Annotated in this window: 20 protein-coding genes and 1 pseudogene; 9 read left to right on the top strand and 12 right to left on the bottom strand. The window is 66.2% G+C overall.

The window, feature by feature from the left end; genetic code table 11:
* Positions 1 to 2: 2 nt before the first annotated feature.
* Positions 3 to 248: a DUF2283 domain-containing protein gene (locus ACQPZF_RS10915; RefSeq protein WP_433270827.1), complete on the top strand. Its 246-nt coding sequence runs from the start codon at positions 3 to 5 to the stop codon at positions 246 to 248.
* Positions 249 to 1,150: 902 nt separating this feature from the next.
* Here ACQPZF_RS10915 and ACQPZF_RS10920 read toward each other — a convergent pair.
* Complete coding sequence (locus tag ACQPZF_RS10920; protein ID WP_433270829.1) at positions 1,151 to 1,846, bottom strand: nucleotidyltransferase domain-containing protein; 696 nt, start codon at positions 1,844 to 1,846, stop codon at positions 1,151 to 1,153.
* 716 nt (positions 1,847 to 2,562) lie between these two features.
* Here ACQPZF_RS10920 and ACQPZF_RS10925 point away from each other — a divergent pair.
* The 5 genes from ACQPZF_RS10925 (at position 2,563) to ACQPZF_RS10945 (ending at position 9,006) form a co-directional block, all read left to right on the top strand.
* Complete coding sequence (locus ACQPZF_RS10925; RefSeq protein ID WP_433270831.1) at positions 2,563 to 2,997, top strand: hypothetical protein; 435 nt, start codon at positions 2,563 to 2,565, stop codon at positions 2,995 to 2,997.
* Positions 2,939 to 3,712: a hypothetical protein gene (locus ACQPZF_RS10930; RefSeq protein WP_433270834.1), complete on the top strand. Its 774-nt coding sequence runs from the start codon at positions 2,939 to 2,941 to the stop codon at positions 3,710 to 3,712. The genes ACQPZF_RS10925 and ACQPZF_RS10930 overlap by 59 nt, the downstream gene beginning before the upstream one ends.
* Positions 3,685 to 4,011, top strand: a complete 327-nt coding sequence (locus tag ACQPZF_RS10935) for a hypothetical protein (RefSeq protein WP_433270836.1) — start codon at positions 3,685 to 3,687, stop codon at positions 4,009 to 4,011. The genes ACQPZF_RS10930 and ACQPZF_RS10935 overlap by 28 nt, the downstream gene beginning before the upstream one ends.
* Positions 4,012 to 4,148: 137 nt before the next feature.
* The gene (locus ACQPZF_RS10940; RefSeq protein ID WP_433270838.1) at positions 4,149 to 7,454 is read left to right on the top strand and encodes a CHAT domain-containing protein; all 3,306 of its coding nucleotides are present in this window, start codon (positions 4,149 to 4,151) and stop codon (positions 7,452 to 7,454) included.
* Between the two features lie 562 nt (positions 7,455 to 8,016).
* Positions 8,017 to 9,006 (top strand): hypothetical protein, encoded by a 990-nt coding sequence (locus ACQPZF_RS10945; RefSeq protein ID WP_433270841.1) that lies wholly within the window; start codon positions 8,017 to 8,019, stop codon positions 9,004 to 9,006.
* Between the two features lie 442 nt (positions 9,007 to 9,448).
* Here the strand turns inward: ACQPZF_RS10945 and ACQPZF_RS10950 are convergent, their stop codons facing one another.
* The 11 genes and pseudogenes from ACQPZF_RS10950 to ACQPZF_RS11000 all read right to left on the bottom strand — a co-directional run.
* The gene (locus tag ACQPZF_RS10950) at positions 9,449 to 10,195 is read right to left on the bottom strand and encodes an integrase core domain-containing protein (protein ID WP_433270844.1); all 747 of its coding nucleotides are present in this window, start codon (positions 10,193 to 10,195) and stop codon (positions 9,449 to 9,451) included.
* 687 nt (positions 10,196 to 10,882) lie between these two features.
* Positions 10,883 to 11,257, bottom strand: coding sequence for an SCO4402 family protein (locus ACQPZF_RS10955; protein ID WP_433270847.1), 375 nt, complete (start codon positions 11,255 to 11,257; stop codon positions 10,883 to 10,885).
* The gene (locus ACQPZF_RS10960) at positions 11,254 to 11,580 is read right to left on the bottom strand and encodes a hypothetical protein (protein ID WP_433270850.1); all 327 of its coding nucleotides are present in this window, start codon (positions 11,578 to 11,580) and stop codon (positions 11,254 to 11,256) included. Before ACQPZF_RS10960 ends, ACQPZF_RS10955 begins: the two co-directional genes overlap by 4 nt.
* A gap of 667 nt (positions 11,581 to 12,247) precedes the next feature.
* Positions 12,248 to 13,399, bottom strand: a complete 1,152-nt coding sequence (locus ACQPZF_RS10965) for a Wadjet anti-phage system protein JetD domain-containing protein (protein WP_433270852.1) — start codon at positions 13,397 to 13,399, stop codon at positions 12,248 to 12,250.
* Positions 13,396 to 15,216 (bottom strand): SbcC/MukB-like Walker B domain-containing protein, encoded by a 1,821-nt coding sequence (locus ACQPZF_RS10970; RefSeq protein WP_433270854.1) that lies wholly within the window; start codon positions 15,214 to 15,216, stop codon positions 13,396 to 13,398. The genes ACQPZF_RS10965 and ACQPZF_RS10970 overlap by 4 nt, the downstream gene beginning before the upstream one ends.
* A complete protein-coding gene (locus tag ACQPZF_RS10975) occupies positions 15,207 to 16,802 on the bottom strand; it encodes an ATP-binding protein (protein ID WP_433270856.1) in 1,596 nt (531 codons plus the stop codon). Before ACQPZF_RS10975 ends, ACQPZF_RS10970 begins: the two co-directional genes overlap by 10 nt.
* Positions 16,795 to 17,508 (bottom strand): DUF4194 domain-containing protein, encoded by a 714-nt coding sequence (locus ACQPZF_RS10980; protein ID WP_433270859.1) that lies wholly within the window; start codon positions 17,506 to 17,508, stop codon positions 16,795 to 16,797. Before ACQPZF_RS10980 ends, ACQPZF_RS10975 begins: the two co-directional genes overlap by 8 nt.
* Positions 17,501 to 19,009 (bottom strand): DUF3375 domain-containing protein, encoded by a 1,509-nt coding sequence (locus ACQPZF_RS10985; RefSeq protein WP_433270861.1) that lies wholly within the window; start codon positions 19,007 to 19,009, stop codon positions 17,501 to 17,503. Before ACQPZF_RS10985 ends, ACQPZF_RS10980 begins: the two co-directional genes overlap by 8 nt.
* Positions 19,010 to 19,611: 602 nt before the next feature.
* Complete coding sequence (locus ACQPZF_RS10990) at positions 19,612 to 20,607, bottom strand: site-specific integrase (protein ID WP_433270863.1); 996 nt, start codon at positions 20,605 to 20,607, stop codon at positions 19,612 to 19,614.
* Positions 20,608 to 21,113: 506 nt separating this feature from the next.
* Entirely contained in the window at positions 21,114 to 21,611 is a 498-nt protein-coding gene (locus tag ACQPZF_RS10995; protein WP_433270865.1) for an integrase core domain-containing protein, read from the bottom strand.
* Between the two features lie 534 nt (positions 21,612 to 22,145).
* Positions 22,146 to 22,370, bottom strand: a pseudogene (locus ACQPZF_RS11000) (integrase core domain-containing protein); the annotation flags it as partial.
* Positions 22,371 to 22,475: 105 nt separating this feature from the next.
* Between ACQPZF_RS11000 and ACQPZF_RS11005 the strand changes: the two are divergent.
* The 3 genes from ACQPZF_RS11005 (at position 22,476) to ACQPZF_RS11015 (ending at position 26,963) form a co-directional block, all read left to right on the top strand.
* A complete protein-coding gene (locus tag ACQPZF_RS11005) occupies positions 22,476 to 23,126 on the top strand; it encodes a restriction endonuclease (RefSeq protein ID WP_433270868.1) in 651 nt (216 codons plus the stop codon).
* Between the two features lie 150 nt (positions 23,127 to 23,276).
* Positions 23,277 to 23,573 carry a hypothetical protein gene (locus ACQPZF_RS11010; RefSeq protein WP_433270870.1) on the top strand — a complete coding sequence of 99 codons (297 nt, stop codon included), beginning with the start codon at positions 23,277 to 23,279 and terminating at the stop codon, positions 23,571 to 23,573.
* Between the two features lie 717 nt (positions 23,574 to 24,290).
* A complete protein-coding gene (locus tag ACQPZF_RS11015; RefSeq protein ID WP_433270873.1) occupies positions 24,291 to 26,963 on the top strand; it encodes a tetratricopeptide repeat protein in 2,673 nt (890 codons plus the stop codon).
* Positions 26,964 to 26,972: the final 9 nt, after the last annotated feature.

Consider the following 26,972-nt stretch of genomic DNA (forward strand, 5'->3'; position numbering starts at 1 on the left):
CCGTGGCGGACGTCAGAGTTACCTACGATCAGAAGGCGGATGCGGCGTACGTCTACCTTGTCGGTACGCAAGTGCGGCCGAAGGTGGCGCGCATGTATCCCTGTGATCCGGTCGAGGTCGGAGGTATGATCAACCTCGACTTCGACGAAGAGGGGCGCCTCGTTGGCATCGAGGTGCTCGCGGCCAGTTCGAAGCTTCCTCGGCACTTGCTCGATGCAGCGGAGCGGCTGGACGTCGATGGTGCGTGAAGGCATTCGTCTTCTCCTTCCGCCTTCGTCCTGACCGATAGGTAACAAGGGGAACGGGAGCATCGAGGACGTTGCAGTCGCACTTGGCGGTCGTGCTCGCCTCGTAAATGGCGCGGGAAGACAATCATGACATCACTGTCCGACCGGATAGTGGGGTGAAGCGCTCGCTCTACATCTGATTCGCGTCATAGAGAGGAGGTTCTGCGAGCTGCCTGTCGGCGGTGCCGTCGCGCTCGTGGACTCCTTTACTCGGCCGGTTACACTGGACCACGACCTGGAAGAACAGGCCCGAGCACGTCGCTCAGTCGTTCTGCGACTGGGGGTCAAGGGGTCGCAGGTTCAAATCCTGTCGTCCCGACGGTCGAGAGGGTCTTCGCAGGTCAGACACTGCGGAGGCCCTCTTTTTGTGATCTTGGTTCGTTCTTCGAGGTCGAGCACGTCGCTCAGCGACACCTTGACTCGTTGTTTCGTGGGCCGATGTTCGGGCGGGTTCCCCTCGCTGAACAGTGCGTTGTTCGGCTTGAGGGCAGTGGTGGGATCCCTTGACTGAGTGTTGGCCTGAGTAAAGTGGTCGGCTGGTTGGTTGAGCTGCGACCGGGTGGGCGGCCGACGAGCCGATCGGAGATCAGGTACAGCAGTCGTAACGCCACGCCTCACGATCATGCCCCTACGGCTCATGGTGCGCGATCACCGCAGCTCAGCGCTTAAGTGCAGCGTTCTGGAACCCCATAGGCTCCGTTGAGTGGGCTACCGCTCGTAGAACGTAGCGAAATGGCCATTCACGCCTGACCACGTGCATGTTGCAGTTGGTTCGACGGTCCGCAGCCGCGCGGTACCGTCGTCACCTCAAACTCAGACGGCCAGTCGTAGCGCGAAACTCCGGCACACCGGTGTGAGCAGCGTCAGGACAGAACCTCGACAATCGCACCGTCGTGAGGCTGCTCGGCGGCCTCGTCCAAGCGGACCTCGTAGACAACGGACCGTCGATCGGTCAGCTTCGCGACATCCTCGCCGGTGATGCTGATCGACGACTTGCGGTCCCTGAGGTAGAGGATGAGTTGGCGCAACGGATATACCAGACGCTGCAAGAATGAGCCGAAGTGGCGTTCGGAGGCGCGGATTATTTCTTCACGTCGTCGGTCGAACTCGTCGTGAGGCACTCGGCGGACGACTTCGATCGCGACGTCCAGGTCGCCGAGGCGGTCCTGGGTCTTGTCGAGGTAGCTGCCGAAGACGGTGACGTGCGTGACGGTGTAGGGCTTGCTGCGATCGGCGTTGTAGGTGCGTACCCGGTCGATCAACCCTTCGAGGTTTTGACGCGCTGTGGCTCTGGTGATCGGCTTCGCGAAACTGGCACTGGCGAGAGCGTTTCCTCGGACGGTGGTGAACCACCAGGTTCCGTCCCGATCGCGTCTGTCGATCTCCAGGTACCCGGCGGTGACGAACCGTTCGAGCAGTTCATGTGCCTCGGTCTCGTCCACGCCGAGAGCCTCGGCGGCCCATCCGGTGAGTCCGGGCGTGTTGCGGAAGACCCGTACGAGCTCGCGGGCCCGGTCAGCAGGGATGCCCTCGATCAGTTGATCTTTCGCCAGGCGCACCGTTCATCTCTAGCACAAGTCGACGAGACATACCCCGACGACTACTGCCGACCAAGGGAGACATCGCACGCTGCCGACACGTGTCGCCGGAGACGGGGCTTGCCTTCGATAACCTCGGTCGGAGTTCCAAGGGGGGAAGGCGGTGGTGCGGCAGTGACGGGTCCTCTGCCGGACTTGCCTGCGCACGGTGTGGTCAACATGGTAGTCGGTGAGGTGTCCGGGTTTCTGATCCAGACGGGACGCATCGAGGGCGGGGTGCACTACCACCACCATGCGGCTGTGCGGCCGAAGGTGGAGCTGCCGTACCGCTCACTCGGATGCCGTGCCCCCGCGGGCGGCGTCGTTCCAGCAGCGTGCCGTGCCGGATCCCGTCGCGATGTCCGCCGAGACTTCTCGGATCACCGTGTTGTCGAGGCTGGGAGGCGTGGGCAAGACGCAGCTGGCGTTGGACCATGCCGAACGCGTGTGGGCTGACGGCGAGGTCGATCTGCTGGTGTGGGTCTCTGCCAGGACGCGGGACGTGGTCGTGTCGGACTACGCCAGGGTCGCCGCCGACGTGACCGGTGTCGAGGACGCCGACCCTGGCGAAGGCGCGCGCCGGTTGCTGGACTGGCTGGGAAGCACCTCGGCACGCTGGCTTGTGATGCTCGACGATGTCCAATCACCGGTTGACCTCGTGCGTGGAGTTGTGGCCCCCGACCGCTGTCACCGGGCGGGTGGTGGTGACGACCCGGCGCCGGGACACCGCACTGCTCGGACACGGCCGCCGGATCGTCGACGTGGGCACCTTCACCGAGGCCGAGGCGGAGGCTTACCTGACCGGCATCGTGGGCCAACGCACCCGCCTGCTTGACGGTGCGGCCGAACTGGCGGCCGCGCTGGGGTGCCTGCCGCTGGCCTTGGCCCAGGCCGCCGCGTACATGCTCGACCGGAACCTGTCGTGCACCGCCTACCTGGAGCGGCTGACCGATCGCCGCCGCCGGTTGGCGGCCGTGCCGCCCGAGAACGCAGCGCTGCCGGACTCCCACAGGGCAGGTGGCCGCGACGTGGTCGATATCCGTCGAGCACGCCAACCGGTTGGAACTGACGGGAATGGCGGGTCCCCTGCTCGAGCTGGCGGCCCTACTCAGCGCCGACGGAATTCCTGTTGAGCTGTTCGACGCCCCGACCGTCGTCAAGTACCTGAGCGACCAGGCCGAACGGAAGATCGACGTCGAAGACGCCCGCGACGGCCTGGGGTGCCTGTACCGCCTGAGCCTGGTCACCCTCGTTGGGCCGGTGGTGCGCGTCCACGCGCTGGTGCAGCGCGTGACCGTGGACGACCTCGCCCCGCAGCGGCTCTCGACCGCGGTGCGCGCTGCGGCCGACGCGCTGGTCCACCTGTGGCCTCAGGTGGAGCGGGATGGTGTGCAGGCGCAGGTGCTTCGTGCGAACACCGATGCCCTGGCGGCGGCTGGCGGCGAGCACTTGTGGCGGGACGGAGGGCACAAAGTGTTGCTCCGTGCCGCGCGGAGCCTCGGTGAAAGCAGTCTGGGCGCCGACGCCGCCGACCGTTTCCGGTACCTCGGCATCGAGGCGGCCCGTCACCTGGGGCCTGACCACGCGGACACCGTGTCCGCACGCGCCAACGCCGCCAACTGGCAAGGAGAGGCCGGGGACGGTGTCGGCGCGGTGGCCACGCTGGAGGAGCTGTTGCCCGATCAGGCGCGTGTTCTCGGTCCGGAGCACACGAATACCCTGATGACCCGTGGCTTGGTCGCGACCTGGCTCGCGGAGATGGGTGATCTCGTCGCCGCGGTCGGGTGGGGTGAGGCGCCCTGCGCGACAGGACGAGGGTGTTGGGTGCCGACGACCCGAACACGTTGATCACGCGCCGGAAGGTCGCCCACTGGCGTCGGGAGGCCGGTGACGAGGCTGGCGCGTTGACCGCGTTGCAGGAACTGCTGCCCCACGAGGTCCGGGTCTTCGGCGCCGACGACCCGGACACGCTGACCACCCGCCTCGTCATTCGCGTACCTGCGCGGGCGCGGAGGCGACGGGCCGGGGCGCTCGCCGCACTGGAGGAGCTGCTGCCAGACCTGGTGCGGGTTCGGGGCGCCGGCCACACTGACAGCGCGACGGCTCGGGATCTCGTCGCCGTGTACCGCCACCACTTGCGGCTGTGACTCGCGTGCTCATCGAGCAACGTGCCTGTTCCTTCGCCGGCAGGTCCGCGACGCACAGCTTGTCGAATTTCGAGGCCGACCGGGTCTGGACTACCGTCATTCGACGACGGACCCCGGTGCCGAACCCGGGAGGTGGATTGGCCGACGAGATCTCGAGGCAGAGCAACGTGATCTCCGGGAGCAGCAGCGACGTCGTGGTGCAGGCCCGTGACATCAAGGGTGACGTCACGGTCGGCGCGTCCGGTGCCTCGTGGCGGGTGCCTCGCCAACTGCCCCTGCCAATCGCGGGCTTCGTCGGACGCGTCCCCGAGCTCGACACCTTGAGTGGCATCTTGGAGGAAGGCAGCGGGGCAGTCGTCATCTCAGCCCTGTCCGGAACGGCGGGGGTCGGCAAGACCGCGTTGGCGGTCCGTTGGGCTCACGACGTGCGCGACCGGTTCCCAGACGGGCAACTGTACGTGGACCTCCGGGGTTACGACGCGCTACCTCCGATGTCGGCGGGCGAGGCGCTAGCCGGGTTCCTGCGCGCGCTCGGGATCACCGCGACCCCGGTGGACGTGGACGAACGAGCCACGCTGTACCGGTCACTGCTGGCCGAACGCCGGGTTCTCGTCCTATTGGACAACGCCCGCAGCGCCGACCAGGTGCTGCCGCTGCTGCCCGCGACGCCGGGCTGCTTCGTCCTCGTGACCAGCCGGGACAGCCTGCCCGAGCTGCGGGTCGGCTACCGGGCCTGCGGCCTCGACCTGGGTGTGCTCACGCTCGAAGAGTCGCTGTCGATGCTGCGCGACCTGGTCGGGTCGCGGGTGCGGCAGCAGCCCGCCGACGCCGTCGAGCTCATCACCCGGTGCGCGAACCTGCCGCTCGCGCTGCGGATGGTCGCCGAGACGGCGGTCGCCCGCCCCAGGAGCACGTTGCGCGAGCTGGCGGAGGAGCTGGCGGGCGAACGCCAAGGCGACGTGGCGGCGGTCATCTCCTGGTCGGTGCGCCAGCTGGACGAGCACTGCGCTGCGGCGTTCCGATTATTGGGCCTGCACTCGGGACGTGACTTCGCCCCGGACGCGCTCGCCGCGCTGGTCGGCGTGACGGTTGAGGAGGCCAACCGCTTGGTGGACGAATTGTTGCGGGCGCACCTGATCGAAGAGGTGCACGACCAGCGCTTCCGCATGCACGACCTCTTGCGTGGCCACGCTCGGCGCCTGGCCGCGGACATGGGTCCCGTCACCGCGCAGATCGCGTTCTCCCGGCTGTTCGACCACTACCTTCACCTCAGCGACCAAGCGGTCGAGGTCTTGACCGGGTCGGGTTCCGGTCGCTGGTCGATCGCCTGGCTGCCGGTGCTGGCCACGAGTCTGCACCGACCTGACGTGGCGCGCACGTGGCTGGAGGACGAGATCGCCAATCTCGCCGCCATCGCCGCCGAAGGGGCCAGGCGCGGCGAGTACGACCTGGCTGTGGGGCGCATGATGCGCAACCTCGGCATCGGATCACGACTCGTCAGCGACCTGCCCGCTGCGCTGCGCTACTTCCAGCACGCGGCCGACCTGCTGCGCAGGCGCCTGCAGGACACGGGGAACGGGATAGTGCTCGAACGTTCCGCGACGCTGCTCGCCGCCGGGTTGACGTCGGAGGCGGAGGCCGTGCTCGCTCTGCATCGACAGGATTTCAGCGTGGTCGAGGCCGCAGAGGCCGACCGCCATCTCGCCATGGCGGCGCTGGTCAAGGGTGATCATCGGAAGGCGCGGGAGCTCGCCACCGAGGCGCGGCGCGTGTTCCAGGCCAACGATCGCGCCGCGGCCGCTGCTGTCAGCGCACTGGTCTGGCTGACCGCCGTGGCCGCCGAGGCAGCGGCCGCGCCGGGACACCGACGCTTCCATGTGGGCGAGGAGCACGCGGTCGCCGTCGAGCTGGAGTCGGGCGGCTTCCACGACGCGGCGGCCTTGGCCCGCTTGCTCGCCGCGCGGCTGCACATCGCGGTGGGCGACCTGCACGCGGCCGCCGAGGCTCTCGACCGGTACGAACAACAGACGGACAGCACACCGGTCGACGTTGTGGTGCTGCACGCGTTGTGCCGGGTCGAGCTCCTGATGGCGGAGGGCGACATGGTGATGGCCCAGACCGAGGCGCAGACCGCCCTGCGGGAAATAGGTGACCGGCGGTCCGGCCCCGTGCTCCACCGGCCCCTGCTCGACGTGCACGACCGACGGCTGAGAACACTCGCCTCGCAGCTCGTGACGAGCACGCTCGACCCCTGGCAAGCGTTCGACGTCGCCGAAAGGGTTCGAGCCGGCGTGTCAAACCACCCGTCGACCCGCGCCGCGCGTCACCCCGCACTCGCGGATCGGCTCACCCAGATCCGCTTCCTGACCCGCGCCATCGGGATGACCTCACGCCACGACCCCGAGTGGGACACCCTGCACCGGCAGTTGGAGCAGATGCGGCGCGAAGCCGCACTTCTGGGATGGGTGGAGCAGACGCACGCACCGACCGATCCGCGGCGCCTCGCCGAGCGTCTCGGTGCGCGAGCGCTGATCGCCTTTACCGAGGCGTGGGACGGCCTGCTCGCCGTGGTCCTCGTGGAACGTAGAGCGTTTGTGACCCGTCTCGGTGATGCCGCACGGTGTTTCGAAGGCGTCCGGCAGTTGCATGCCGACCTCGCCGCCGTCGCACCGGACAACCTGCCTTCACCCCTGGCCGCCGCCATCTCCACCGCGGCGCAACGGCGGGCAGCCTGGTTGGACGAACTGCTGGTGCGACCGCTGGCAGACCGGATTGCCGACCGGGATCTCGTCGTCCTGCCCACCGGAGCCCTCTACCCGCTGCCCTGGACGACACTGCCCTCACTGCGAGGACGGGTCGTGGTGGTGTCGCCGTCCGCGACCGCCTGGGCGGAACGGCACGACGACAACCGGCAGGGGAACGGTCGAGTGGTCATCGTCGCCGGTCCCCACGCGGCCCCGGACGTGGCGGCACTACCGCGCCACCACCAGCACGCCGACCTGTTCGCGGGCCGACGGGCTCGTGCCGACGACGTGCTGTCCGCGATGGATGGCGCGTCGCTGGTGCACCTGGCTGTGCGGGGCGTGCATCAACCCGAGAACACCGCCTTTTCCGCCGTGCGCCTCCACGACCGCGTGATCTATGCACACGAGATCGGCGACCTCAAGCAACCACCGGGCATCGTCCTGCTCGATGGCGAGGACCTCCGCGCCGGTGAGGTTGGAAGCGGTGACGAAGCGTTCGGGTTCGCCGGAGGCTTGATCAAGTCGGGAGCGCGCAGCGTCGTGGTGGCAGCCGCCCGGACAGGCGCGCAGACCGGCGCCGAAGCAGTGCGCGAATTCCACACCGCCATCGCCCGAGGCGAGTCCCCGGCACGGGCGGTGGCCGCGATCAACGCGCGCAACCCGATGCGCAGGACCTTTCTCTGCATTGGCCACGGATGACGTGGCGCCGACTCCGACCCTCGAAGTCCTGCGCTGGTCGCACGCGGTACTGACCATGGCCCGCACAGCCGTGCCACCGGACGTTGCGGTTTGAACCTAGGGCTTTCCGACTCCCGTGGCTGTTTCAATCTGCGACCCGAACGGGCCAGGGAGACCACACCGCGAAGTACGTGCTGATCAGCTTCTTCACGATGTCGATCATCGGGGCGCCCTCGTGGCGAGCGCGCGGGCGACGAGCACGTCGTCCTTATCGTCGCCTTGGGCCAGCCGCCGTGGTTGCCGCGGGCTGCGGCGGCCACCATGGCGAAGAGCCTCGTTGCACGTCGTGGACAAAGTTTCGGTACGCACAGCGTCGACTGGAGCGTTTCGCCTGCAGCATGAGGGCGAACAGTCGTGCTGTACAGTCGATGCACAGCAAGGAGTTCGGGATCGGACCTGAACAACCGCTGACCTTCCTCGAAGCACGGAGCGCGGGATCGAGCCTGCGCCACCGCTTACTCCCACCGCGCTTGCCGAACGCGCCGATAGGTCCAGCCGTGACCTGTCGGTTGAAGGGGTTCCCATGACCATCTACTCACAGCACCCGAGCCGCGGAAAGATGCAGATCCTAGCCACCTACCGCAGTCCCGGGGGAGTGGTGTCGTCGACCGTCACCAGCGTTGACGACGTAGCCCTCGCGGGACCGATCGTCGAGGCGCTCAATCGGATCTCTGTCTGCGCCACGGCACCGGTGAGCGTGCACGACACCCGAAACGGCGGGTTTGACCACTACCCGTACGACCACCTCGACGCGCTCGGCGGTCGGAGTGCCCGCCCGAACCTTCTCGATGGTGCTCACAGTCTGTGGTACGAGTACGTCAAGGCGCTGCTTCACGATGCCCTGGCCTGCCTTGATGAATCCATCGCGCCTGTACCAGCACCCGTCCGCATCGCGGTCGAGGCGGAGGTCGAGGCGGAGGCTCGCGGACTCCGTGATGCGTTGGCCGAGTACAGGGAGGGAATCGAGCCGCCTGAGACGGTCGACCGACGAATCTGGGACTTCGAGGCCCCGTTCGTCAACTATGAGGACATGAACGCACTCGGCGGCAACGCTCGCGATCAGATGGACGACCTGGAACAGGAAATCTCTGACGAGCAGGTCCGGGAGGGGGTAGTCGATCTGCGGCTGCTCATCGAGGCGTACACGAGGAGCTTCAATGACCACGCGAGGCTGGAGGTCGACGCCTTCTGCATCACGGATGACCCTTACGGACTGGAACCTGACCGTTTCTACCTCAGCGTGGAAGCCTCGATGAGTGCGTACCGCCGGGACGGTTGGCGGGTCGAGATCTGCCGGTGGGTTCCCGATGATCCCGACGACGAGTACAGCGGTGCCACGGGCGAGTCTGTGCTCCGGTGCGTCTGCTCGGCGCGCCCCTCCGCCGACGATATCGTGGAACTGTTGAACCGCAGTGGAGGAAGCTCGGAGCAACTCGCTGCTTGGGCGAAGACCCCTGTCGGTGAGGCGCTCGCCGGCACGGCTTTCGTTGTGACGAAGCGGTACGAGGACTGACAGACGCATCTTCAACGCCCAACCGCTGCGATGCCGACGAGTCCGAACGCCCGTGTCGAGTCATGGGCCGAGGACTGCTCGTGGTGCGCGAGCGAAACGCGCCGTTGGACGAACACCGTGGGATTGGTGTTCAACCCCGGTGACATGCGCCGCTGGGCGCGTATCGGGAAGCCGTCGGCGGCGGTGGGCGAGCGTCGAGGAGGGGTGTACCGCAGAAGTCTCGCTGTTCACCCCTCCTCCTTGCTTCCAAGCCGTTGTCGTCATCAGCGCAAGTAGACGCCGAGCTTGTAGTAACCGCCTGGTGGTGCGCTGGGTGGCGTGTAGCCAGACGGACCGACCAGTGGCGGTGATCTTGATGCAGCTGATGGCGCCGTTGCCACCGGCAGTGACTTGCTGGTGTGACTCTGCACGGTGTGCCTGCCGAAAGTGTCGTCCGTGCAGGTCAGGCGGCGTGTTGGTACTCGTTGAGGATGCCGCCCAGTCGTTGCCGTTGGCGGATGTCGAGTCGGGTGAGGGCCGCTTGGTCGGTGACGGCTGGTGGCAGTGTGCGCAGTGGGCGGGCGTTGGCGATGCCTTGGTGGGGCCGGTGGGTGTTGTAGTACTTCTCGTACTCGCGCAGGGCGTGGAGTAGGTGCGGTCGGTTCCAGATGAGGGTGCGGTCGAGAAGTTCGCGGCGGCAGCTGCGGATCCAGCGTTCCATGATCGCGTTCATGCGCGGTATCCGGATGCCGCTGAGGACGACCTGGATACTGGCGTCGGCGAGGACGGCGTCGAACGGAGCTGGGAACTTCCCGTCCCGGTCGCGGATCAGGAATCGCGCGTGTTGGCCCTCGTCTTCGAGGTCCATGACGAGGTTCCTGGCGGCTTGGGCGACCCAGGACGCGGTCGGGTGCGCGGTGGCGCCCAGAACCCTGATTCGGCGGCTGGCGTGCTGGATGACCGCGAGCACGTACAGGCGGGTGCCGCTCAACGTATAGGTCTCGAAGAAGTCGCAGGCCAGTAGGGCATCGGCCTGTGAGCGGAGGCAGGCCGACCAGGTCGTCGTGGTGCGCTGGGGTGCCGGGTCGAATCCGGCGTCTTTGAGGATCTGCCGGACGGTGGAGGCTGCGACCTTGATGCCGAGCACGAGGAGTTCGCCGTGGATCCGGCGGTAGCCCCAGGCGGGATTCTCCCGTGCCAGGCGCAGCACCAGGAGCCGGATCGAGCGGGATGGTCCGTGGACGGCCGGGCCGCTTGGGGCGGGATCTGATCGCGTGGCGGCGTTTGATGAAGTCCTGGTGCCACCGATGCACTGTCTCCGGGCGCACCGGCAGTCGGAGCCGACGAAGCGCATCGACCGGAAGTCGGTGCAGCAGTGCCGTGAGGAACGCTCGGTCGCCGGGGGAGAACCGTGGACGGGCGTTGCCCGGTTGGCGTTCCAAGACGGTGATCTGGTGCCGTAACGGCGGGACTTCCGTGTCCTTGTCCCGGTCGCTCATGGGCAGCAGGCGCAGCAAGGCGAACGCGTTGGTCACACCGAGGTAGGCCAGTCGGAGCAGCACAGCCGGTCATCATGCCGTGCTGGACGACATCACGCGGATGACAACCGTGGCCCGTGAGCGCTTCAGGCACTTGGGCTACGTACGCCTTCTACCTGCATGGATGAGGTTCTCGGCAGGCACAGCGCTCCACTCGGACACCCCCGAAGCAGGAATTGAATCGTGCTGAAGTGCATCCGACTGCACCGCTGGAACATGTCACTTGGTGCGGTGGAGGTTCGCGCCCAGGCGTAGCGGGACAGGCGGGACCTGTCGCACGAGCCCGCTGCCTCATCCGAGAGGATGGCACCTGGTTCTGCGTCGGTCCGGCCTGCCCCGCCCGTGTCCGCGGCCCGTCTTCAGTCCGCGGTGAGTACGCGCAACGCGTCGCGAGCGGATTCGACGACCGCTGTCCACTCCGGCTTCCCGATGTACTCCTCGTCGGTCAACTTCAGGCCGTGCTTGTCGAACAGTGCCTCCAGCGCGTCCTTGAGCGCTCCGAGGGCACGCGCCTCGCCTTCGTCGCGCAGGTAGGCCCCGATTGCGCCCGACAGGTCCGCGAAGACCGTGGTGTCGTCGTAGAGGATGTGGATGTTCAGGTCGAAGTAGTCGTGGTAGTTCGGGTGCGGCATCTCGCGCCGCACCCAGACGCGCCGCTGGTGCTCGGGGTCCGACAGTGAGCGGACGGCCCCGACGATTTCGGCGCGCATCTCGGGGTATTCGACATCGATCATGGCTTGTTCCACTGGCTCCAAGTCACCCACTCATCCAACGGGATGTGAGCAGTTGGGTTCTGCTGCAGACTACCCGTGATCGGCTTGCCATCCCTGCCGAGGATCCTCCCACCGTCCCGCACCACGACGTGTGTCACCTGCTGCGTCGGCTGCCCTCCGGGCACGGCCTTGTCGATGCGTACACCCTGGGAGTTGGGGTTGGGGCCGAACCACCTCAAACCGACCCCCTTCTGGTTGGCGATCGGGAGGCCCCAGGTCTCGGGGATCTTGTTCACCGCCGTGCGCGGCAGCCAGGAATGGGTCATCGGCAGCACGTGCCTCATGGCGGGAGTCCGCGCGGCGTAGCCCGAGATCTTGAGGAGTTGCCGCCACATGACACCGCCACCGCCGAGTTCCGCGTGCAAGAGCGGCAGGTACGGCAGGTTGAGGGTGTGAATCTGCGCGATGAGGTCGGGCCCGCATGCCCTCGGCCCGGCTGGAGCAGTATCTCCTGAGCAGTTGCTGGACGGCGTCCGCACGGCCCTGGAGCACCGACCAGTCGACGATCCCCGCCTCTCCGCTGAGCCAGATGTCGAAGTCGTGCACCAGGCCGACACAGGAACCGGTGCCGAGGTTGGCCGGCAGTTCGACGCCGTTGATGTAGCACACGCCGCCGAGGACCAGCATCTCCGTGCCGTTCTCGAACTGACCGGCGCCACCCGAGGGCCAGTCCGGGTCGGGTGCGCCGCCCCTGGTCCGCTGGGCCAAGTCCTCTTGGCGCTGCTTCTCGACGTAGATCTCGTACGCCTCGGCGGCGGCCTCGGCTGCCAGGGCGGCGTCATTGCTCGCCGCCAGGGCGGACGCGTAGGCGGCGTCGGCGGCTGCCCGCGCGGCTGCCGCGTAGCCACGTGCCTGGGCCGCGGAGTCGGCGGCTTGCGCGGCGGAGCTCAACACGGTGACCCACTCGCGCTCTACCAGCGGCGATGACTTTTCGAGCGTCACAGGATACAGCTAGCGAGATCTCACGGTGATGGCGGCGACGGCGGTGCTCAGTGGGATTCGCTCCTGTTCGATCCGTCGATTTCCTGTCCAGCCGGGATCCAGCAAGCGGTGGTAAACCGCTCGTTCAACAGACGTCAGGTGCGATAGAGGTTTCGGGTTGCCGGGCCGGAGTGCTTGCCCGTTTCGGTCGACATTGGTTCCGAACGGCTCGAATGCGTCGTACGTGTCCAGATCCATGAGGACGCTCTGCACCGGTACACCGTCGCTACGCCAGCCGTTCAGGATTTCGTAGCCGTGCGAGTCGATGTCACCCCAGTAGTAGAGATGCGGGGCTCCAGTGAGCCACGGCAGAGCGGCGGCGGTCTTGCCACCGAACCCTTCGCCTTCGACGGCGATAGCTCCGGGAAGCGGCGGGAAGTGGATCGCGGTGTCCTTGTTCTCGGAGATGATGACCAGTTCGGGCTGGTAAGCGGGGATGAACGAGTCGCCGACGGTGGCGGAGTCGTGCGAGCGCGCCCCCGAGGCCCGGTGCACCGGGTCGAGATAGGTGAAGTGGACTCGAGCAGGGTGTCTCGGCAGCAGACCGAGCGATTCGCGGCCGGAGAGTTCGGCGATCATGGCGTGCCGTGTGTTCAACCACTTGGCGTGCACGCCGGGGACGGGAACCTGACGAGGAGTGAGCCCTGACACATCGTTGGTGCGGAACCACTCGGAGACCTTGAGCACCAGCTCGAAGTCGAGCTCGGAGTAGCTGTTGAGCGCCTTCAGTATCCGGTCCAGCCCACCTACGTACGGGAATCGCTGGGTGAGCAGGAGGAGACGGCCTCGCGCGCGGTCCAGTCGGTGCGGCCAATCGCCGCCGGCAACCTGTGCCGCGGTGCTGAGTGCGGCGACTTCGACGTGGGTCGGGATGTCCTGGACTGTCGTGTGGACGCGCCGGGGTTCGGTGTCCAGGATGACCGGCTGAGCCTTGGCCCAGTCGCGCCATTGTCGTATCAGCGGCTGATAGGTGTTGGTCCAACCCGATTCGAGCTGAGTCTTCGTCGGAGCTCCGATCGCGAACCTGTGGGGCCACGAGGTCGCGGTTCCGGCAACGTCTGCTGGCCACGTCCGGTCCAGCCGCCTGCGGACATCGGCCAGCACGGTGCTCGGTGTCTTCACGCGGATTCCTCGTCCTGCGACGCTTTGGCCGCCGGCGTCGCGGGGGAGAGCAGCTTGACCGATGAGTGGCTCTTGCTGTTCTTGGCCATGTACAGGACGCTGTCGGCGTGCGGCTCGAGCGCGGTGAACTGGCCGTACGGAGCCCCGATGATGAGCTGGAACCCGAGTCCCTTCCACGCGTCGATCGCACGGCCGGCGAACTCGCTGTCCGCTTTGACGAAGCCCTCGTCGAGGAACACCGGCGCGAACCTGGGCCGCTCGTGCACCTCGTCGCCCAGCTGGAAACGAAGCGCGGCACCGACGATGAACGCCACGAGTTCCTGGGTCTCACCACCGGATTTGCCGCCGAGCGCGGCGTAGGTCGACCGCTCGCGTCCCTGGCTGTCGTAGGACACCGCGGTGATCACGATGTGCTTGCGGACGTCGAGGAAGTAGTCGCGGTTGGTGTTCTTCGCCGTGTTGTCCTTGCGGATGATGGCCATGAACTTCTGCAGGCGCGTGAACCAGTTTTGGATCTGTGTGTCGGAGAAGTCGTCTGTGTTAGCTCGGGAGAGGATTTTCAGCTCTCGCTTGAACTTCACGATGTCGTCCCGGTTCAGCTCGCGCAGGTCGATCTTGAGCCGGTGCCGGTGCGCGCCGAACGGCAGACTTGCGAGGATCGCGTTGACCGGGGCCAGCCGGTTGCGGATGTCGTCGATGGCGTGGCTGAACGCGCCAGCGAGCGGTACGAGGTCCTGGCCGGACCAGTCGGTGAGGCGCTTGGCCCATTCCTGGCGGCGTTCGTGCAGGCCGGTGGAGATGATGGAGTCCAGGATCTGCCGGAACGACGGGTAGTTCTCGACTGACTCCGACAGGTTGGGGTCGTGCCACTTGTCGCGGTAGCGCTGGAACGCTGCCTCGAGCTCGCGCTTGAGCCCCTCCGCCTTGCCCAACGCGTTCTTGCTGTTGCCAGCGAGCCGTCCCTTGAGTCGGTCCACGCCCGGACCGAAGTCCCGCAGGTCTCCAGGCGTGGCGACGTCGGCGAATTCGCTGTCGAGGTAGGTCTTCTGGTGGTCGGCGAGGGTGACAGTCTGGGCCTGCTCGATCCGTTGGATCTCGTCCACGACGTGGTCCTTGCGGCGGACGATCTTCTTCTGTTCGTCGACGAGCCGTTCGAGCAGGTCCTCGGCCGCGTAGACGGCCCCGCCCGTTTTCTTGATGTCCGCTTCCAGTGAGTCGAGGCGCTCTCGCAGTTCCCGGAGGGAGTCGTCTGATTTGAGGATGGTCTCCCTTCGTGCGTCGAGCAGTTTGATCTCGGCTCGGATGCCGTCCGGGTCGATGTCCCTCCACTCGACAGCCAGCATGTGTTCGTGAGCGCTCTTGTCTCCCAGCAAGGCTGCCATCGCCTGCCTGTGGCGTTCGAGCTTTTTGTCGATCTGCCCGAGGATCTGGTCCAGCTCCCTGATCCGGTCGGCGATCTCGGTGAGGCGTTCCTCCTTGGAGAAGCCGATCACGTACGGCGCCTTGAGCTCGCCGTGCGCTCCGGACCTGCCTTGCCGGGTCTGACCGTTCACGGTGACGCGAAGTTGTGATCCACCCAGGTGGTCCGCGGAGTCAACGCACATGGCGTCGGTGCCGGCCGCGGTCAGCCGCTCCTGCACCCAGGCCGTGAAGCGGGTGTCCTTGTACGCCAGCTTGCCGGACACATAGACGGGGTTGAGCTGTCGCGGGGTGAACGCACCGGCACTCACTCCTTCGTAGTTGACGCGGCGGGGGAGCTGAAGAGGATCGATGGTGCGTGAGACGCGGTCGAGCTCGCTCGCATCGATCAGCAGCACCCGCGAGACGCCGAACAGAGTCGTCTCGATGGCCTTGCGCCAGTTCTTTTGTTCGGGCAGGACGTCGATGAGTTCTCCGACGAACGGGAGGTCATACGGTGGTCATACGGAGGTATACCGGTGGCCTGAGAGATGAGCAGACGTGTCTCGTGCAGCCCTCGGTCCATGCGGCCTTCGCGGTGTGCGAGCGAATCGCGTTCACCGATCAGCTCGCTCTTCTCCCGGCTGGGTTCGTAGATCGCACGCTGAAGGTCGTTCCCGTGTTCGGTACGGGCGGTGAACGCGGCCTCGAAGTTGTCGGCGAACTGCTGCGAGAGTTGTTGTGCGGTGCTGAAATCGTTCTCGTTCGCGACGGCGAGTCCGAGCCTGGCGGTCTTCTGGTCGAAGATGTCACGCTGCTTGGTCGACTCGTTGAGGGCAGACCGAAGCTGAGTGATCTCCTCATCGATCCTCTGCACGATCTTGTGGGAGTCGTTGTCCCGCAAAGCATCGGCGACCTGATTCCGATGCGTGGTGAGGTGATCGACCTTCTTGTCGGCCTCTTCCTTCGCCTGCTTCGCATCGGCTCGCTGTTGGCGATTGCTGTCCTCGGCGGTCTCCAGGAGCTGGTCCTCGGTCAGTAGCTTCCACAGTGCGAAGGGGCTGTCTCCGGGGCCGTGGTAGCCGAGGCTGTCCAGAAGAGCGGAGTTCTGCAGTGCTTGTGCACGTTCGTCGTGCAGGCGGGGGATATGCTGAAGGACATCGGCTTTCGCCTGTTCGGTCTCCATTGCCTTGTAAGCGTCTTCGAGGTTCTTGAAGTGATCGACCGCGTCGTCGGCTGCCGCATAGGTTCCGGGTAGTTCGATGACCATGGACTTGTAGAGGTCGTCAACGGTGCGCACCTGGTGGCCTGCTTGGATACGAGCCAGCAGGCGAAGCGCCTTGCCGCCGTCGCCGTTCGCCCCGATGCCGAGACGGGTGAAGAAGCTCTGAGAGAACTCGTCGTACGACTTGTGCATCTTGAGGGTGGCGAACCTGCCTTCCACCGCTCGCTTGTCGAACTTGCCCTCGGCGAACGGTTCGACAGCGCGCAGGTCGATCGTTCCGTCCACAGTGCACAGCTTCCGGACGAGATCGCTGTCTTTGGCGGCTGTCCTCGGCACGTAGTAGAGGCGGGCGACGGTGAATCGGCGCTGGTTGTCGTCGACGAAGGTCATAGCCAGCGCACCCCACGTGGCGGAGCTGTGGCCGCGCAACACCTCGTCCGCGAGATCACCCTCGCTGTTGCGGCTGGTGTCCGTCTTGCCGCGCAGGTAGGAGACGAGGCTGCGCTGGTCGGCGCCTCTCGCGCGGCCGATCGTCGCGTCGTTGGACGCTCCGTTGAACGGCACGTTGGAGTCCATCATCAACGCGATGTACGCGTCGAGCAGCGTCGACTTGCCAGTGCCGGAAGCACCGGACAACAACGTGGTCGTCGGGGCGAAGACAACCGTGCTGTGCCCGTGGAACCCTCCCCAGTTGACGAGCTGGAGGTTCTCGGCCTTCCACTGGGTGGTGCCTTCGGTGGCGCCGGCGACGTAGAACAGGGAGGCGTCGGGGTCACTCACTTGCATCCCCGTCCTCCGGAGTGCCGTTCTCGTTCTTCAGCCACTCCCACAGTTCGTGCAGCCGGGGCAGCGGCAACAAGACCGCGATGACGGGGGAGACTCGCAGCCGTGCGGAATCGTTGGTCTTGAGGAGAACCTTCGCCTTGCCGAGGTTCTCAAGAGCCTTGTCGGTGCGCGTCCGATCGCCTGACCTGTCTGTGGCGTGGCTCGGGCGGAACGACGCGATGTGTGCGACCAGATCGTCTCTCTCGATGGTCACGTCCTCGTGCCCCGCCGCACGCTCGCTCTGGAACCGGTGACGCAGGAACACCAATGCGATGGTCTCCTCACGGGTGTACTGGACGTCATGCAGCAACGTCGGAAACTCCCGTGCTCCGCTCTCTGATGCCGCCTGACGCTTGAAGGCCACCTCGTAGGACAGATCCACGTGCAGATCGAGGAACATGTCGTTGAGCCGCGCCTTGATCGGCCCTGGATCCTCACGAACGACCCGCCACTCCGCCGGGTTCAGCGACGAGGAGATGAACCTGTTCTTCAACAGCGCGACCAGCGTGCGCCGTTGCGGAAGCGAGAGACCCCCTGTGTCGCCCTCGAACAACGCCAGCGTGCTGTCATCGGCATCGTCCCCGCCAAGGAAATCGTCGTCGAGTTGCCCGGTGAAAGTGCTCTCCGCGAACAGGAGGTCTTGGTCGAGCGGATCATTCATCGGAGAGCCCCTCCAGGCTGACGCCCTTGAGTGCTGTGACCTCGTTGCTGCTGAAGGAGATCGCGGGTGCCAGGAAGTGGCGCGTGGCGCCATGAGGCCGGATCGCTTCGAAGACCTCTGTCCCGGTGTCATCCCGCAGCGCGTCGACCCGGGAGGCCAGGTGCAGCAGGCCGAGGATCTCGACCGGGCGTCGCAACGGGAGCGGAAGCGCGTTGAACAGATGCCCGAGTGTGCCCGCCCCACCTCTGTTGAACGCTTCCAAGACGGCTTCTCTCAGATCGTCCAGCGAGGGTCCGCCCTGCATGCGCAGGTCTTCGATGGTGGGCAGGATTTCGGTATCGTCCTCCGCCTCCTCCAACGGTGGTGGCGGCGCGGCCGTGGTCGGTTCCCAGAACCGTTCCTTCAGGTGGGCAACCTTCGCTGTCGGGGGGAGTAGCTCAAGCGGCACCGCCGTACGTGGTCCTGCGGACTCCATCCACGTGACGAGCTCGCGTTCGATTCCACGCAATACCCGGTCGAGTTCGCGTTCCTGCAGCACGTCGTGGTTGACGATGTGTTCCTTCAACGTCGCGGTCAGCCGGCGGCGTTGCGTCAGCACGTCCTTCATGCCTTGCCGGATCACGCTCACAGCCCCGCGAATCTCCTGGACATCCCGGTTGTCGAGGACCGCGGACGCCGGGTGATCGAGCAGAACTTGAACGTTCTTTCGCAGGTCCTGCAGCAGTGCGTCGTCGCGTAGCAGCACGAACGCCCCGTCGAACGCCCGCCCCTCCGGAGTGCCCTTGACCAGCTCGTCCTGCTTGGCGAGGTACTCATCCAGCACTTCGACCACCGGTCGTTCCTCCTCCCGGAAGTCGCGCAGGATGCGCCGGTGCATCTCGAGCACCGACTCCTCGACACGTTTGAAGTCGGACGGGAGCTGCCCGATCAGGTCGATGAGGTTGGTGTAGCCGTCGAGCATGCGCTCGTCGGACGCCGCGGCGACGGCACCGCCCTCGGCGAGACGATTGCGTTCTACCTCAAGCTCCTTGATCTGGGCGTTCAGCCGGTCGATGCGCGCCTGCGCGTCGGGTGACGCCTCCAGAGCCCATCGCCGCACGGTGTCGAGGATCGTCGTCAGCCTGGACTCGGAGACGAGCACGCGGTCACGCGACAGGCTTTGCACCAGATCCAGCGCTTCCAGCGCCGACGAGGTGAGGGAGTACACGATGTTGTTTTCCGCGTCGTGGTCCCGGAACAGCCACTGGTCGTTGACCCACTGGTTGCACAACGCCCGCCCGTTCGCGTTCGGGGGAACCTCCGCCCCCTCGCTCTGGAACTCGGTGAGGAAGGTGTCGACCTGCACGTGCAGCCGACCTGCCTGGATCGATCTGCGGTCGCGGGTGAAGGTGCAGCGGAAGACGGCGATCCGGAATGCCGCCCACTTTCCGTCCAAAAGGCGGAGGGTAGGCCGCAGAAGGGCCTCTTGAGCTCGTGTCAGTTCACCTACGACTTCGCTCAACGCACCCCCAGGCAGCCGTCCCGATCAGACCTGCGAGCGGCCGGTGTGCCTGTCTTGCGGCAGCGCGAACGCCCGTAGTCAGGAGATCGGCCGGGGAACCGTTGTCGTTACCAGGATTCCTCGTCGGGGGACGTTGTGGTACTGGGCTGATCGTTGTACGGGCCTTGAGTCAGCTGAGCCGAGCACGATGGTGCCACGGCGATTGGCGCCTTCTGGATTCGGTATCACGCGGAAACATGCGACAGCCGTGGGCCAGGTTGCGTGGCAGGTACACCACGCCGCCTTCGTTCAGTTCGTACTCCTTGTCGTTGTGCCAGGCGAGTGCAGTTCCCTTCAGGATCATGAGGTGCCGTGCGCCTCCCAGAAGCTTGGGGGACGTGTGATCAACTGGGGCTGACGGGTCACCGGCAGCCCGGAAATCCAAGACTCCTTTACTCGGCCGGTTACACTTGGGGATGACCTGGAAGAACAGGCCGGAGCACGCCGCTCAGTCGTACTGCGACTGGGGGTCAAGGGGTCGCAGGTTCAAATCCTGTCGTCCCGACGGTCGATGACCAGCGGGTTCACCTTCATGGTGAACCCGCTGGTTTCGTTTTGGGGGTCTATGTGGTCGCGGTGTGGTCGCATGCTGCCGGTGCGGCGACTTGGTCCGCTTCGTGGAGTGCGTTGGCGATGACGTCGACGGCGTCGTGGGCGACGTGTCGTAGCAGGTGTCCATAGACCTCGGTGGTGGTCGAGAGGTTCGAATGGCGCATCGCGCGTGAGATCACCGCTAGTGGGACGCGTGAGTTGAGCATCGTGGTTGCGGCGAAGTGGCGGAGGTCGTGGACGCGGATGCGGGGGAGTCCTGCTGCTGCGGTGAGGCTGTGGAAGCGGTGCAGGACGTGTTCGTGGCGGAGTGGGTGCCCGTCGCGTCGGGTGAATACGAGGTCGCGGCCGGGTTGGCGGATCGATTGGTTGCGTAGGGCGGTGACGACTCGGTCGGACAGGCCGATCCAGGTGCGGCTGGTCTTGGTCTTGGGTGTGGTGAAGACCGGGGTGGTGTTGTTGACGTTGGACAGGGTGTAGCGGACGAACAGCACGTGGTTGTCGAGGTTGATGTCGTTCCAGTGCAGGGCGAGTGCTTCGCCTTTGCGGAGTCCGGTGCCGATGAGGACTTCGAAGAGGTCGGCGAGTGGGTCATTGTGGTCGTGGCACCAGCGGAGGAAGCGGGCTGCTTCACCGGGTGTCCAGCAGGCTGGTTCGTACTTGGGTGGCCGCGGCACGAGGGCGTAGCGGGCGGGGTTGTGGGGCAGTCGTCGTTGTCGGACGGCGTCGGTGAGGGCGCTGGAGAGCGTGGCGACGCACCGCCGTAGCGTGACCGGGCCACGTCCGGCGGTGAGCTGGTCGCTGATGAAGACCGTGACGTGGTGGTGGCTGAGCGCGTCGAGTCGGATCGTGCCGAGGGCCGGGATCAGGTCTTTGGCGACATAGTCGTGGTAGCGGGCGATGGTGGTCGGCTTGAGCGCCGAGGCTTTGTCGTGCAGCCACTCGGCCAGGTAGTCGGCGACGGTCTGCCTGTCATTGGTGACGATGCCGGTGCGCTCGTACTCGAGCACTTTCCCAAGCGCTGCCTGAGCGGCTGCTCTGGTGCTGAACCCGCCGCGCCGCTTGGTCCGGCGTCGTCCGTCCAGTGAGGGCATGTCGACGGCGAAGGTCCACCGTCCGTGCCGGGCGCCGGCTAGCTGGGGGCACCGCGCGCCGAGTTGCTTGCCGGTTGCGTCGCGGCAGCCGCAGCGTCGGTAGACGCGTCCGCGTTGAGGGTTGCTCATCGTGACCTTCTCTCGTGTTCTGGGTCCGAAGTCGGACGCAGAACACGAGCGTCTGCCGCATGCGACCACACCGCGACCACGGGCCACATAGCCGCTGGTCGGCCCGTCGGCACTTGTCGTCACGACGCCAGCGGACTTGCGCCTCGGTGCAGCGGGCATGGCTGGGGTCTAGGTCAGCGGGACAACCATGTCAAGCTCAACCCGTCACAGCGTGTCGCTTTCGCAGCACCGTCGGAGCCACATTGCGGCGGTCACCCGAACGGTGTGCTTGCCGAAAATGTCGTCTGTGCAGGTCAGGCTGCGTGGTGGTACTCGTTGAGGATGCCGCCCAGTCGTTGCCGACGGCGGATGTCGAGGTGGGTGAGGGTCGCCTGATCGGTGACTGGCTGTGGCAGTTGTTGTAGTGGTCGGGCGTTGTCGATGCCCTGGGGAGGCCGGTGGGTGTTGTAAAACCGCTCGTACTCGTGCAGCGCGTGGAGCAGGTGCTGCTGATTCCAGATCAGCGTTCGGTCGAGAGGTTCACGGCGGAAGCTGCGGATCCAGCGCTCCATGATCGCGTTCGTCCGCGGTATCCGGACTCCGTTGAGGACGACCTGGATGCCAGTGTGGTCGAGGACAGCGTCGAACAGTGCCGGGTACTTCCCGTCCCGGTCGCGGATCAGGAGTCGCGCGTGTCTGCCCGCGTCTTCGGTGTCTATGGCGAGGTTCCTGGCGGCTTGGGTGACCCAGGATGCAGTTGGGTGCGCGGTGGCGCCGAGGACTCGGATCCGGCGGCTGGCGTGCTCGATCACCGCGAGTACGTGTAGTCGGGTGCCGCTCAAGGTGCTGGTCTCGAAGAAGTCGCAGGCCAGGAGTGCGTCGGCTTGGGAGCGTAGGAAGGTTGACCAGGTCGTCCGGGTGCGTGCGGGCGCCGGGTCGATTCCGGCGTCCTTGAGGACCTGCCAGACAGTGGGTGCGGCGACCTTGATGCCGAGGACGAGGAGTTCGCCGTGGATGCGGCGGTAGCCCCAGGTGCAATTCTCCCGCGCCAGGCGCAGCGCCAGGAGGCGGATCGAGCGGGTGGTCCGTGGTCGGCCGGGACTTTCCGGGCGGGATCTGGCTGCGTGGCGGTGGGCGAGGAGGTCGCGGTGCCATCGCGGGACTGTCTCCGGGCGTACCAGTAGTCGGCGTCGACGAAGCTCTTGCGCCGGGAGTCGGTGCATAGCAGGGCCGCGAGGAATGTCCGGTCGGCGGTGGAGAACCGTGGGCGGGCGTCTCCGAGTTGGCGTTCCAGGATCATGATCACAGATGACCGAGAGCAAGTCAGCCATTCCGCGGTTGGTGTGTTAGGTGTATTGCCCCGTGAGGTTGGGGACGCGGCTGGCGGGTAGTAGGCCCTTGAGTGCGGTGTGGCTGCGGTGGTGATTGTAGGTGTGCAGCCACTGCGGCAATGCCTCCCGGCGCTCGCTCTCGGATCGGTAGGGGCGGGCGTAGGCCCATTCGTCGAGCAGGGTGCGGTTGAAGCGTTCCACCTTGCCGTTGGTCTGCGGCCGGTAGGGGCGGGTGCGTTTGGTGCGTTGTCGTGAGGAATCGAGGGCCTCCCGGGTCGTCGGTGCAGATGTCGCAATCCACACCGAACCCGGAGACCCTCCCTCATACCAAGATCATCCGATCACGTGTCGCCCTGTTCGCAACCTATCCGGGCAGTACAACTAGGCGAGCCCAGGCTGGTGGTGCAGGTCAAGTCCGAGGCCGGACAGGTCGGCTTGCCCGTGGTGCGGCAACTCCAGGGCGCGATGGCCGCCCACGGTGTGGTCGGCTTGCTCGTCGCGTGGGGCGGCATCACCAGGCAGGCATGCCAGTACCTGTCCACACAGCGCTTCGCCATCAAGGTCTGGAATTCTGACAACCTCCTGGCCCATGTCTTCGAGCACTACGCCGCGCTGCCCGCAGACCTGCTTGAGCGGACCTTCCGCTCAAGCAGGTGTGGACCCTGGTGGAAGAGACCGCCTGACCACCCCGGAGGGGTCACGCGCGTGGCAGATCCAGGAAAGGACACCCGCATGAGCACCCACCACTCGGATGACATGGTGATCGCCGGAACCATCCGCCTGGACGACCTCGTGACCGGTCTCGCACGCGCCGGCGCGGTCTTCCACAGCGAGCCGACCTCCAGCACGCCTTGGCCTGGCAGACACACCTGCTCGATCCCCACGTGCAAGTCCGCCTCGAGGTCCGACCCGACCCGGCCTTGCGTGAGCAGTTGGACCTGCTGCTGCACCGGCCAGACCTCGGCCGGTCGACGGTCATCGAGGTCAAGTACTTGAAGAAGCGCTGGACTGGGACCGCTGCGGGTGAGCGGTTCGACCTGCCCAACCAAGGTGCTCACGACATCCGCCGCGACGACTTCCTCAAGGACATCTCCCGCGTCGAGCGCTTCGTAGCCGCCCGACCCGGCTGCAACGGCCTGGTGTGCTGTGGAGCAACGACGACCTGGACTGGCGCCCACCGGTCACCTTCCGCGCCACCGCCGCCGACGCCTTCCGATCCACGAAGGCGCGACCCTCGGCGGCGAGCGGGCGTGGTCGGCACAGGCCGGTGTCGGAACGACGAAGGGACGAGAAAAACCCATCTCCCTTACCGGCCATTACCGGATGGCCTGGCGCGATTTCTCCACACTCGACCACACCGTCGGCGGCCGAATGCGACTGATCGTGGTGAAGGCCGAAAAGACCGCACAGGACATCGCGGAACGGCCCGCTGACTTGTCTTGACGACGCGTGGTGGTAACTGCCGTGCAGAGAGCATCACTCGCAACGCACTTCGAACGAAACGGCGGAAGGTGCCGGATCAGGTGTCGAAGCGGTACCACCGATTGGGCCACTTCTCGACCTTGACGGTGCTCACGTCGGCGAGGCGACGTCGAAGCACGGTACGTGTGCGAAGAGGTCGATCAAGACCGGTGAGTAAGTGCAAGCCGTCTACCTGGGCGGATGAAATTTTCGGCAAGGCGCAGGGTTCCAAAGGCTCGGGTTCGACGAGCCGGGCGGCCGAGCAATCTCGACCGCCCGGCCCTTGGGCTAGCGCCGGCCCGTCACCCGGCCGCGGTTCCGCGTGTAGCGCCAGCACGCCTCACGGAGAGCCAACGATGGTCAGGAGGCCGACGTCCGGACCGGCCTCACCGGGCGGGAGCCCCGCTTGCGGCGGGGCGGCCACGACACCGTCTTCATGCCCGCACGGACCGCGCGGGTGCCGCCAGCCATTTCCCCGAACCTGTTCATCTCGTTTCTCCATTTCTCGTCAGTGCCGCCGATTCGACTCCGCAACGGGTCGTGCGGGTCTATGTCGGCGGGCGAGTCGAAGTTTGGCACATCCGGAGGCTGGGATTCATCCGGAAAGCGTAAGCGAGCCGTTAGCGACGGATTGGACACCGCCGGGATGCTTGTGGCGAGGAGCAGCAACGAGTTGGTCGGCCAGTCGACAGGCGGGAAATGAACGAGATTCATGTTCTTCAGTACTTCGCGGTCTTCGATGAGCAGGGGCGGCGCAAACGCATCGAGTCCGGGCAGGTTAGAGCGTTGCTCACAATGCTCGTGCTCAAACCGGGGCACCGGGTCACACACGAAGAGGTCGCGCGCCTCCTGTGGCCCGGCGAGGAGGTCGGTGCGTCTCGTATCCGAGTGCTGTGCAACCTCTTTCGCGAGAAGCTGCCGGACCTCTTGGTGTGCCCCAACCCGCCACGGGCGATCGAACTCGACATTGACCAGCTCGATCGCTCCAAAGTGGACTACTTGCGTTTCCGAGACCATTGGTCCCAGGCGATGCAGGCGTCTGACCAGGACCGGGTCGACCTGCTCAAGCTCGCGCTCGACGAATGGTCGGACGACGTGCCGCTGGGAGGACCGGAACTGCCCTACCTCGACGACAAGGAACGACAACGCCTCGACGACGAACACCGCACCGTGCTGACCTCGTATGCCCGCGCGCTCCACGGCTTGGGCAAGTGGGAAGACTTCTCGTTCCAACTACAACGCGCGCTTCGCAGGTGGCCTGACGACGAGGTCCTGCTCGAACTCGAATCCGACAGCGGTCGCGAAGGCAGCCGCAGGAACCGGTCGCACAGGAAGGCTTCGGCCCGGGACGTGCCGCAAGACCCCTCATCCGGCCAGCGCACCGGCCGGCCCGTCCTCCAGCAGTTGCCCCTGGGCGGTCGGGATGTAGTCGGCCGCACCCACGAGATCGCCGAGCTGGAACGGTTGCTCGGTCCGGCCGAGGGCACTCCCTTGGGGATTGTCGTCGTCGTCGGCATGCCGGGCGTCGGCAAGACCGAGCTCGTCCGGTACTGGGCTCGCTCCAAAGGGCGCCAGTTCACCGAAAAGGTCCTGTACGCGGACTTGAACGGCTTCGGCCCCGGGGAACCCGCGGACACCACCGCGGTCCTCGCAAGGATGCTCGAGGATGTGGGCGTCGAGCCGATCCCCTCGACCCTGGAGGGAATGATCACCGCGTTCCGGTCATCGACGGCTGACCAGGGGATGCTGGTCGTGCTCGACAACGTCCGCGACGCCAACCACGCCCGGCCACTGCTGCCCGGCCACGGGTCGTCGGCCGTGATCACCAGCCGGGACCGGCTGGACGGCCTCCGTTACCGGGACGGGGCGAGCACGATCGTGCTCGCGCCACTGGATGAGGCTGCGGGTGTCGAACTCCTCGCGACGGACCTGGACGCCGGCGTGTTGCGCGACTTCCGGACTCGTCTGGCTGAGATCGCCAAGCTGGTCGGCGGGCTGCCGCTGGCGCTGATGATCGTGGCCGCCCACGTCCGCAAGCACGCAAGGGGGGCGATTCGGGAGATCCTCGCACTACTGCGGGAGCAGCAGACGCGACTGGACGCGCTCGAGCACACCGACTCGAGCCTGAACCTGCGGGTTGCGCTCTCCTACTCGACGGACAGCCTGTCCCCAGGAGCGAATCGGGTCCTTCGCGTTCTCGCCCTGCCTCCCGCACCGACGATCAGCAGGGGTGCCCTGATCCACATGATGGGCTTTGTGCCCGTCGCGGAGTTGCAGGAACTCGTCGAGGCCCACCTGCTGGAAGACCCCGAGCACCACCGCTACGGGTTTCACGACCTCGTGAGGGACTACGCGCTCGAACTGAGCGAGTCCGACCCCGTCGAGGAGCGTCGCGGACACATCGAGCGTTTCCTCGAATTCCTGCTCCACAACGCGTGGGCGTGTGACCAGATCCTGGTCCCCGACCGCCGGTTGCCGATCGAGACCCCGGCCTCGTTCGAGGTCGTAGCACCGGCCTCCCAAGCAGAGGCCATGAGCTGGCTCGACGGAGAAGAGTTGTCGATCACGGCGGCTATCCGTTACGCGGCAAGCAATGATTTCGACAGGTACTCGTGGCTGTTGACCATGGTCATGGTCACGTACTGGTGGCGACGCGGCCTGTACTCCCACGCAGGGGAGATGCTGAGGCAGTACGCGCTCCCCCCACTGGAGCGGGCCGACAGCAAGTCCACCCTGGCAATGGCGTATCGCATGTTGGCCGGGACGTACCGAAACCTGGAGAAGCTCCCCCAGGCACTGACCTATCAGAGGGTGGCAGTCCGGCTGAGTGAGGAGTCCGGAGACCGGAGAGGAGAGGCGTACGGACGGTTCGGCCTGGCCAACCTGCATTTGGCCGTGAGCGACACCGAGGCCGCGGAGGAGTCGTACCTGGCCGCGTTGGGCCTGTTCCGCGACCTGGAGGACCAGCTAGGCGAGGCCGACGTGCTCAACGGTCTCGCCGAGGTCAACCACGACCTGAAGCGCTATGCCGCGGCGCTCGGCTACAGCACACGGGCGGCCGAGCTGTTCGACCAGGAGGGCGACGTCAACGACTTCGCCAGCGCCCAGGTGATGCTGGGTCGCATCCACTTGGCGCTCGGGCAGAACGGGCAGGCAGCCGCCCACCTCGACGTTGCGGTGACCAGGTACCGGGAGATCGTGCGCCGGGACAGGGAGAGACAAGCCCTGTTCCACCTCGTCGACTGTCTGGTGGCGGACGGGCGCATGACCGAGGCGCGTGCCGCCCTCCGTCGCGCAGGCGACCTCTGCGGGGAGTTGGAGGACGAGGACGGGGAAGCCGAGGTGGTGCGGCGGCTCGCCGGGATCACCTGAGTCCACCGG

It is taken from the genome of Actinosynnema sp. CS-041913, assembly GCF_050942485.1.
Classification (GTDB): Bacteria; Actinomycetota; Actinomycetes; order Mycobacteriales; family Pseudonocardiaceae; genus Actinosynnema.

Bases quoted from the DNA above. Each gene is read 5' to 3' on its own strand.
- ACQPZF_RS11015 (WP_433270873.1), top strand. From the start codon at position 24,291: ATGAACGAGATTCATGTTCTTCAGTACTTCGCGGTCTTCGATGAGCAG.
- ACQPZF_RS10930 (WP_433270834.1), top strand. From the start codon at position 2,939: ATGGCGGGTCCCCTGCTCGAGCTGGCGGCCCTACTCAGCGCCGACGGA.
- ACQPZF_RS10980 (WP_433270859.1), bottom strand. From the start codon at position 17,508: ATGAATGATCCGCTCGACCAAGACCTCCTGTTCGCGGAGAGCACTTTC.
- ACQPZF_RS10960 (WP_433270850.1), bottom strand. From the start codon at position 11,580: ATGAGGCACGTGCTGCCGATGACCCATTCCTGGCTGCCGCGCACGGCG.
- ACQPZF_RS10945 (WP_433270841.1), top strand. From the start codon at position 8,017: ATGACCATCTACTCACAGCACCCGAGCCGCGGAAAGATGCAGATCCTA.
- ACQPZF_RS10955 (WP_433270847.1), bottom strand. From the start codon at position 11,257: ATGATCGATGTCGAATACCCCGAGATGCGCGCCGAAATCGTCGGGGCC.